The following is a 3,555-nucleotide window of genomic DNA, read 5'->3' on the forward strand; positions in this document are numbered from 1 at the left end:
ATCGCTGATTTTTTGAAGGTATGGTCATCATCCAGTGCGTGTCACCACGGCTACGACTTGGTTGTTCGAGGTGCCCTTTATGACGTAAACTATCGCCACCCAGCAGATAATGGGCGCATCGCATGCGGTGTCCGTTGGGGCGCAGGCACGGTGCATGCCCTTGTCGTTTCACCAAGAGAGTCCTATGTCGCCCACCTTCACCCTGTCGCCATCGCTTTGCCTACGCGCCGCGTGTTGCCTGGTCGTGCTGTCATTGGGTGCTTGCGCGCATACACCGCAGCGCAATCCGCTGGCGCAATGGGTGCCGTCGCCCAATTACGACGCGCGGCGGCCGATCCTGATCGTGTTGCACTTCACCGACCAGCACTCGGTGCAGCAGAGTCTGAGCACGCTGCGTGAGCGTAACAGCAGTGGCCGGGTCAGTGCGCATTATCTGATCGGCGACGATGGCCGGCGCTATCAGTTGGTCAGCGACGACCAGCGCGCCTGGCATGGCGGCGCCGGCCGCTGGGGCACCATCACCGACATCAATTCCGCCTCGATCGGCATCGAGCTGGACAACGACGGCAGTGAGCCGTTCGCGGCTGCACAGATCGACAGCCTGCTGGTATTGCTGGACGACCTGTGCACGCGCTTGCGCATTCCGCGCACGCAGATCGTCGGCCATGAAGACGTCGCGCCAACGCGCAAGAACGACCCCGGTTCGCTGTTCCCCTGGAAACGCCTGGCCGAAGCGGGATTCGGCCGCTGGCCCGCAGCCGATGCTCCGGCTGCGCCGCCAGGTTTCGACCCGTGGCAGGCGCTCGCCTTGCTCGGCTACAGCGTCAACGATCCCGCCGCCACGCTGCAGGCGTTTCATCATCACTATCGCGGCAACGATGCGCGCACGTTGGACGCCGAAGACTTGCGCATTCTGCATGCGTTGACCGGACCGCTGCGGCCACCGAGCCTGCCTGGCGCTGCCGAGCCGCTTGAGGGCGACGGGCAGTAAGCGCATTGTCCTTAAGGCTGGCCACTCCGCATTTCGGCGACTGGGTAAAGATGGACGAATGGCGCGCGTCGTTTCCGGTTTGCGCAGGGGTAAGACAATGCGGAAGACCAAACTGTTACAAAGCTCGCGCCGTTGCTGGCAGCCGGCAATCTGGGGGACGTTGCTCATGATGGCCCCGCTACCTTCTGCCGTCAGCGCAGCCGAGGTGCGCGTTTCGCCAGCGCAGACTGCCGCAGACGCCGGCTTGATCGACGTGCACGGCCTTGCGCCCGAAATTGCGGTGGACATGCGCTATGCGGGCAGCAACAACGTCACCGGGCGTGTGGTGCCTGGGTATGCAGCGCCCACGTGCTATTTGCTGCGTCCGGCGGCTGAGGCGTTGGCACGTGTGGCGCGCACGCTCCGGGCCAAAGGATATCGGCTGCAGGTGTTCGATTGCTATCGACCGGTGCGGGCGGTGCAGGCATTGGTGGCCTGGGCTGCGGATCTGCAAGATCAGTCGAGCAAGGCGCAGTATTACCCGCGCGTGGACAAGCGCGCGCTGCTGGGCGATTACATTGCCCAGACATCCGGCCATAGCCGCGGTGCGACGCTGGATCTGGGATTGCTGGATTGCCGATCAGGCAAGTGTCGAGCGGTTGACATGGGGACCGATTTCGATTTTTTCGATGCGCGTGCGCATACCGATACACGCGATCTCAACGTGGCGCAGCGGGCGAACCGTCAGCGCTTGCTGCGTGCGATGGCGGCAGAGGGCTGTGCCAACTATCCGATGGAGTGGTGGCACTTCACCTTCCGTCCCGAGCCGAACCCCGACACTGCCTACGAGGTGCGTGTCAACTGATCGCGCGCCACCAAGCGACTGCGCAGTGGCCAGTGTTGCTGGTGCTCGGCATCGTCGAACGCCACTCCCACACTGCGCGTGTTGCCTGCCATCCGTGCACTCCGCGTCGCTTGATTGCCGCGTAGCGTGTTTTGCCACTTTGAGGAAGTGTCATGTCTGACCCGGAGCGCGTTGTCGATATCGCCTGCCCGTATTGCGGGGAGTGGATCACCCTGACGCTTGATCTGACCGGAGGCGACCAGAGCTACGTCGAAGACTGCCAGGTCTGCTGCAAGCCGATCTCGGTGAGCGTGCAGTGGGACGACGAGGGCGAGGCGAAGGTGAGCGCGCGCGACCAAGACGACGCATGAGCGTGGCTTGTCGCACGATTGAACCATCGGATTGCCCGGCCGGTCCCATGCGCGTGACCGGTCGTTCCTGTGGGTCTGGCAGGGCCCCATCGCCCGCAGCCGCTAGACTGATGCGCCTGCTGCCCGGAGTGTCACGATGAATTTGTCTCTGCACTTCGGCCTGCTCGGTTCGCTGGAGGCCGGCCTGATCGCGCTGGTGCTGGGAGTGCTGGTGTTCGCGGCTGTGGAGCGGAGCGGGCGGCGCCTGCACTTCACCCATGGGCACACGCTGGGTATCGCCTGTCTGCTCACGGTTGCGATCGGTGCCGGTTACGACATCTGGAATCTCGTCTATACCAGCATCGTGCGGCTGGAGTCGCCCTTGTATGCGCGCATCGCGTTGGCCAAGATCCACGACCCCAACGAATTGGGATCGCGAGTGGTGATGGAAGTCTTCGGTGCGATTGCCGGTGTGGTGCTGGGTTGGAAACTGTTCAGTTCTGGACGTTGGAATGACGCGCCGCCGAATGCCTGACATCCCTGGAAAATGTGGCGTAGTCCGCACATTTTCATGCATTGAATGCGGCGCTTCTGTTTACCTCACCGATGCCTAACAGACGCCTAATCGCAAACATCTGCGCTGTGGTTAAAACGATGTTTTGCGCGAATTTAGGGTGGGTTTTGTATTCATTCGCTCGGGGTAGAGTGGTGGCATGTGCGGCGACACCGTGCATTCCCAAGCCAAGGAGACCACCCAAATGAAGCATCGCAACCGCACCTCGCTGCTCGCTGCCACCGCCGCCCTTGCCGCCGCTTTGGCGCTGCCGGCCATGGCGCAAAGTACGCCACAAGACGCAGCAGCGCAGGCGGGCAGTTCGGCAACATCCGCTCAATCCAGTGGTGCAAGTTCCGGTGGCGGCCAGACTTGGGCCAGTGTGGATACCGATAGTGATGGCGCCATCAGCAAGCCGGAAGCGCAGGTCAACGCAGGTCTCGTACAGATCTTTGACCAAGCCGACAGCAATACAGACGGCAAATTGACCACGGATGAGTACAAGGCATTCGTTGCCAAACAACAGAGTGGCGCCAGTGCGACCGGGTCGCAGGGTAACTAATGCATCCAGCGCAGTGACAGATGCGCCGTAGTCCATAGGCGCAGCAACAGTGTTTTGATCAATGACAATGATTTGATTTGATGGCTTCAGCAGTCAGACGCCGCAACGACACGTGCATCAGGATGGACAGGTGGGAGCGATCTGCCAGGGTCGCTCCCGTTTTTTTTACGTCTGTCTCGCTAGGGTGACGTTGCCTCCTGACCCTGAGGTTTCCCCACGTTTTCCCGAGATAGATCAGCTGGTTGCACCCGGATCGTGTAGAAACAAGTGCGCGCA

The 3,555-nt window shown here is 61.7% G+C and carries 5 protein-coding genes; all 5 read left to right on the forward strand.

Going from position 1 to position 3,555, the window contains the following annotated elements:
• The first annotated feature begins 184 nt into the window (after window positions 1-184).
• Window positions 185-991 carry an N-acetylmuramoyl-L-alanine amidase gene (locus tag XpopCFBP1817_RS20015; protein WP_128418413.1) on the forward strand — a complete coding sequence of 269 codons (807 nt, stop codon included), beginning with the start codon at window positions 185-187 and terminating at the stop codon, window positions 989-991.
• 166 nt (window positions 992-1,157) lie between these two features.
• Window positions 1,158-1,835 (forward strand): M15 family metallopeptidase, encoded by a 678-nt coding sequence (locus tag XpopCFBP1817_RS20020; RefSeq protein WP_128418414.1) that lies wholly within the window; start codon window positions 1,158-1,160, stop codon window positions 1,833-1,835.
• Between the two features lie 152 nt (window positions 1,836-1,987).
• Entirely contained in the window at window positions 1,988-2,185 is a 198-nt protein-coding gene (locus tag XpopCFBP1817_RS20025; protein WP_128418415.1) for a CPXCG motif-containing cysteine-rich protein, read from the forward strand.
• A gap of 136 nt (window positions 2,186-2,321) precedes the next feature.
• Window positions 2,322-2,699: a hypothetical protein gene (locus XpopCFBP1817_RS20030; RefSeq protein ID WP_128418416.1), complete on the forward strand. Its 378-nt coding sequence runs from the start codon at window positions 2,322-2,324 to the stop codon at window positions 2,697-2,699.
• A gap of 223 nt (window positions 2,700-2,922) precedes the next feature.
• Window positions 2,923-3,279, forward strand: coding sequence for an EF-hand domain-containing protein (locus XpopCFBP1817_RS20035; RefSeq protein ID WP_128418417.1), 357 nt, complete (start codon window positions 2,923-2,925; stop codon window positions 3,277-3,279).
• Window positions 3,280-3,555 lie beyond the last annotated feature (276 nt).

This window comes from Xanthomonas populi (assembly GCF_002940065.1).
Taxonomy (GTDB): domain Bacteria; phylum Pseudomonadota; class Gammaproteobacteria; order Xanthomonadales; family Xanthomonadaceae; genus Xanthomonas; species Xanthomonas populi.